Genomic DNA, 5,180 nt, shown 5'->3' on the forward strand with positions numbered 1-5,180 from the left:
CGAAGCGGTAGGTGGTGTTTTTACCGGAGCAATCCTGGAAGCGTTCGACCTGGGCCAGGGAGTTCCACCACAGGTATTTGGACTTGCCGGTTGCATCGATGATGGTGTGTGGCAGGCCGTCGTCGCCGTTGAGGTATTCGGTTTTATTGCCCAAGGCGTCGACTTCGGCGATCAAGTTGCCCTTGGCGTCATAGCGGGCCTGCCAGGTGCTGCCGTCCAGGAAAGTCGTTTCGGTGACCAACGTAGTGCCGAGGTGGTACTTGTATTTGATCTTGCGACCCAGTGGATCGGTTTCTTCAAGCAAACGCGAAAAGTCGTCGTACTTGAACCCCAACCGGTTGCCATCCGGCAGCTTGAGACCGGTCATGTTGCCGGCTTCGTCGAGGTCGATAGCGTACTGCTCACCGCCGAAGTCGCGAAAATGGATTCGTTCAATTACTAATCATTTTTAGCGTGAATTGTAAGAACGCGCTTGCACAGCATTTTTAGATTAAAGAGGAAAGTGGCTTAAGAAAACCTTAAGCCACTCTAGAGATAAAATTTTAAAGAACGGCACAAAACCCACTAGTTTTTAACTACCAACGAACAACCAAACACATCCATGAAATGCTGCGCCACCAGTACAACGGAGCGCTACACCGTTTACATACAAACATCAGAGAGCGGTTTTTTTCCACTTATCACCACTTTTTGTTTCTTTTTTCACTATCAGCCAACCATTTCCAGTATCTTTTAGAACAAACTTATATACAGCCTTTAGCCTAGCCATCTGCTCGACAACCACAGCGTAATTTTTACCTTCTTGAACAGGCTTGTTTATTACATCCCTCTCTGGATCATAAGTCGGAGGAGACCCACAACCGAGATCTACAAGCCTAGCCCAGCTTCGCTCATCTGACACAGAAAACCTGGTTAAAACCTTCTTAAGCTCGAGTTCATACTTTTTATCACAGTCAGAGGTATTTTTTTCCGCATCGATCAGGCTCATTTGCTCATCGCGAAAAGCCGTCTCCCAATCTCGCATTTCTGACATAAAGCCTTTCAACGCCTCAACCACCGAAACTTCTTTTTCCATAACAAACTCCTACCAAGCACAACAATACAATTGCGAACAGCAGAATAAAAACCAGAAATCCTTTGCCGTGGCGGAAGGTGGAGATCAGCTGACCAGTCACCGTTGAAGCGGCTGTGGATGATTGCTGCGAGATGAGTACTTCCCTAGTGTTTGGTTTGATAAAACACCGTAATCCAGACCGGTGTCAGTGAAAAAAGCGGAAAATGACAATCATTGTCCGCCTCGCTGTGCAGGTCATCGCGATCCCTGTCACAGCTCCTCTGGCCTTCGATTTTACAGGTCGATCTCAGATTCGCCCTTTGAACCCTCAACAAAAGCGTCAAACGAACTTGCGAGCCAACGATAGGCCTTTGCATGATTGGCGGCATAACTACTATTCGGATCAAAGGAATCAGTTGCGTAAAAACACACATCACCATCAGGCAAATCCAGACAGAAAAAATTACCACCATCGTCAGTCGCAAACGGCAGCAATGTTTTAGGTATCACATTTTTAGAGGTCATCACTGCATAACAGCCGCTTAAATATTTGTCTCTGCAGCATCAAAAGCACCACTAGCTGCAACTGCTTTAAATTTCTTTATTCGAACAGGCTCATATTCATCACCACTGTCCCACCAATCTCTATCTGCTACCCCACCGTCATGAGCTAAATAAAAAATTCTAAAACCTTCAGGTAACGTATGCCCGACTTCGTTTTCCAGCGACTCTAGATCAGAACTAGCCACTTTCGGATCGGATTTCGACATCTGCAGTACACCCATCTATCCCCCCCCGCAAACAAGCCTTCTTTCATTCAGCTCCTGTATGTACTCAAACAATGGAGAAATCCCAATCATCAGTTGAAGCATCATTTGAAAGCTTCGGAAGCTGCCCTACGGACGTAAACTCCAATTCATAACCCAGAGAAACAAATGGGTCATTGAGCCCCTTAAAACCACTAATACTTAGATCATATAAGCCATTCTCAACATCTAGATAATCATTATTTCCTAGACCATCAACACACGCATCTCTATAACCCAGAAAAAACTCACTATCCCAATCCATAAGCGCATTCAAATCTGCAACAACAACCAACCCAGAAACAACTTTCAGCGGAATCCCAGAATAACAAAATTTATTTACCGAATCACTAAAGCTTGACTTTTGCCCTACCCCCTTTAAAAAAATACTGTATTCCATCTCCGGAATTTGATAGAGGGGAAAAACAACCCCTTCTTCCACCGCGCGCAACCCAAGCTTTTCGCTATTCAAAAAGCAATCTAACAAGTTACTGGAAGTTATACCATTATTTATTATAAAGTCATTCAACGCGACCGGATCAAAAACAACCATCCCAGGTTCAAATATCTCGATTTTTGCTATATTCTTCATGCACAACCTCCCGCCGACTTTAGATTAGACCCTTTACCAACAGACTTTTTCAATGCATCCCCTATGGTAATATTTTCAGCAAGCACCTGACCTGCTCTAGGTATTTTCAGCGTGCCTTTTTGAGGAAATCCTTCATAAGCTTTGTTTAATTACCTACTAATTCATCAGAGGTGCCGGAGAACTTTTTGTTGAATGGCACCCCCTCTTTTTTAATTGCCTCGTGAAATTCTTTGTGAAGTTCATCTGACCCGGCTACCTCATTTGGAAACCATGATGGCGAGTCCAGTTTTGTTCCCAGTTCCGGAAAACCATGGGTATTGGCATGCGCCCGCGGGAATGGGTGGTGTCCCATTCCATCAGGTTTGAGGGGCTTCCAAAACGCCATCCAACCCCAAGGATCAATCCATCCATAAGGGTTTGCTGCGTAGTGATATAGATTCGTCCCACCACTAAGCCCAATCGGATCCTGCGTAACAAACCGCCCCACCTCCGGATCGTAATACCGAAACGTGTTGTAGTGCAGCCCCGTCTCGTCATCAAAATACTGCCCCTGAAACCGCAGGTTCTGCTCGACATCATTGACCACCAACTTTTCAACCGCCCCCCACGCCTTGTACGTCGCCTGCCAGACAATCTGCCCTTCACGGTCAGTCATCTCCAACGGCGTACCAATCTGATCAGTGTGGAAGTAGTAAAGCTTCCGCTCCTCACCTTCCGCCTGGTCGACACGCGCCAACGGCGCGTAACTCCCCGGCTCATAGAGATACAGACTGCTCTGCCCCGGACGCTCTTCGCGCAACATCCGCAAGCCTTGCCACAAAAAGTGCTTCTGCTCGGTCTTGCCGTTGACCTCTGAAACCTTACCAACCCGCCGCCCCAGGCTGTCATACCGATACGCACCGGTACTCTCCAGCTTGCCATTCACCAACGTCTCAGCCCGCACCAAGCGATTTTCACAGTCATACACAAACATCTGCAGCGTGCCCATACCGCTACGTTTTTCAACCAGGTTGCCCCACGCATCGTAGGCATATTCCTGATCCCGCCAGCGCTTCAGGCGGTTGTCTTTGACGTGGTCAAACTGGCTGGTGTTGAAGTTCAACCGGTTCGCCGCAGCGTCGTAGCGGAATTCTTCGCTGTCGATCAACTGGCCGGTGTCGCGGCTGTGCAACTGGCCGTTGGCTTCGTACTCGTACTTGATCTCGCCGCGCAGTTTGTCGAGGGTGCGGGTCAGTTCGCCAGCCGGGTCGTATTGGTGACGGCGGTGAATCGGGTTGTAGGCGTGCTCGACCAGCAGGTCGGGCTGGATGCCGGGGTTGTGCAGGCGCGAGAGTTTTTCCGCCGGCAGGCGCGAGGCGAACTGCCAGCTCTTGCGGCCCATGGCGTCGTAGCCGAAGCAGCTGGTGAGCGTGCCCTGGGTGCGCAGGACTTCGCGGTGCAGGTCGTCGCGCTCGATGTCGCTGATCAATTGTCCATCGAGGTTGAGTTGGTGCAGGTGGCCGCTGCCGTAGTACAGGTGATTGAGGTGTTGGGCTGATGCCAAGGAGTATTTTCTAGAAGTTCATCAGCACAAACCCTAGATCAGCGCCCCAACTAGTTATCGAACCGAATCAGATGTCGATATCTAGCTAAAACACTCTCGTATTTGGCAGCTTTTACCTCTTTCAGAACAACCTCATTTTCTTTTTCGAGTTTCTCTTTCAGATCTTTCACCGAATGGCTCAACCCTAATCCTTTCTTGATTTCCAGAATTTCTTGCAAAGTGGCTTTAGCTTTACCTATTGCCAAAATACTTACGGAGTCCGGCAATTCGTTGCCATCTTCAAGGACATACGCTACCAATTCTTCAACTGAGAAAAATATTTCCGCATCGTCTAAAAATGGATCACCAGAGCCTATGAGATAAAATTTATCTTCGGCAGATCTATCGATCAGAACAAGCCTGCCACCAGAGTCATCACCCACCAAAAGCTGCCCTGGAAAGTCCTTGTCTATATCATATGTTTTATTGCGCTCAGCTATTTCCTCCGTCGAATAAATCAGCACTTGATCATCAAGCAAGGCTCCATTATAGAGAGCCCAAAACCTGGCAACCCATACATCCTCATCGACCCCCAACAAGCGGACCGCTTCATTAATCATCGCTGCCGACGCAGGCGGATTTACTTCTGTATAACTTAGAGTCATTGAAACGCCCCTAATGAGTCAAAATATTTATACGATCTACTGGCAGCCTTTTTCGCAGCGCCAGGATCAACGCCAGCGTCAATTAATTCTTTGTAGGCGACACCAAACTCTTCCTTAATCGTTCCACCAAACCCAGAAATTCGCCGTCTAGTTCGCTGAAGCGATGAGATAATCGCATGAGGTTCTCCCGAAGAGCTTTTTAGAAGAATAGCAGGCGCCTCGTTTCTCTTATACCCTGTGACATTTCTTTTCGCCCACTCATCTTGGATAAAATGGTGTGACTGAACTAGTTTATCTTCCGAAATATTTTTGTGGCCCGATGCCCTATTAACACCAGGAGACAGGTTACCGTGGGCATCAACATCACCAGCTTTGTAGCCACCGGGACGATTGCAACTCCACCCCCACGGATCGCTCCAACCTATGGAATTAGGAGCGTATTGATACAGGTTTTCCCCGCCAATCAACCCAATCGGATCCTGCGTAACAAACCGCCCCACCTCCGGATCGTAATACCGAAACGTGTTGTAGTGCAGCCCCG

Annotated in this window: 6 protein-coding genes and 2 pseudogenes; all 8 read right to left on the reverse strand. The window is 48.1% G+C overall.

What is annotated here, in order from left to right:
• Positions 1–418 (reverse strand): annotated as a pseudogene (locus SOP95_RS31285) (type IV secretion protein Rhs); the annotation flags it as partial.
• 237 nt (positions 419–655) lie between these two features.
• A complete protein-coding gene (locus SOP95_RS31290) occupies positions 656–1,075 on the reverse strand; it encodes an NTF2 fold immunity protein (protein WP_056725177.1) in 420 nt (139 codons plus the stop codon).
• A 273-nt stretch (positions 1,076–1,348) separates the two neighbouring features.
• Positions 1,349–1,579, reverse strand: a complete 231-nt coding sequence (locus SOP95_RS31295; RefSeq protein ID WP_323609490.1) for an SMI1/KNR4 family protein — start codon at positions 1,577–1,579, stop codon at positions 1,349–1,351.
• Positions 1,580–1,596: 17 nt separating this feature from the next.
• Complete coding sequence (locus SOP95_RS31300; RefSeq protein ID WP_323609491.1) at positions 1,597–1,839, reverse strand: SMI1/KNR4 family protein; 243 nt, start codon at positions 1,837–1,839, stop codon at positions 1,597–1,599.
• A gap of 49 nt (positions 1,840–1,888) precedes the next feature.
• Positions 1,889–2,452 (reverse strand): hypothetical protein, encoded by a 564-nt coding sequence (locus SOP95_RS31305; protein ID WP_274078128.1) that lies wholly within the window; start codon positions 2,450–2,452, stop codon positions 1,889–1,891.
• A 388-nt stretch (positions 2,453–2,840) separates the two neighbouring features.
• Positions 2,841–3,977, reverse strand: a pseudogene (locus SOP95_RS31310) (RHS repeat domain-containing protein); the annotation flags it as partial.
• 68 nt (positions 3,978–4,045) lie between these two features.
• Positions 4,046–4,639 (reverse strand): SMI1/KNR4 family protein, encoded by a 594-nt coding sequence (locus tag SOP95_RS31315; protein ID WP_274078127.1) that lies wholly within the window; start codon positions 4,637–4,639, stop codon positions 4,046–4,048.
• Positions 4,636–5,180: RHS repeat-associated core domain-containing protein (locus tag SOP95_RS31320; RefSeq protein WP_323609492.1), on the reverse strand; the 545-nt coding region annotated here is incomplete at its 5' end. The genes SOP95_RS31320 and SOP95_RS31315, both read right to left, overlap by 4 nt.

Source organism: Pseudomonas sp. YuFO8 (genome assembly GCF_035065025.1).
In the GTDB taxonomy this organism is placed as follows: Bacteria; Pseudomonadota; Gammaproteobacteria; order Pseudomonadales; family Pseudomonadaceae; genus Aquipseudomonas; species Aquipseudomonas putida_AE.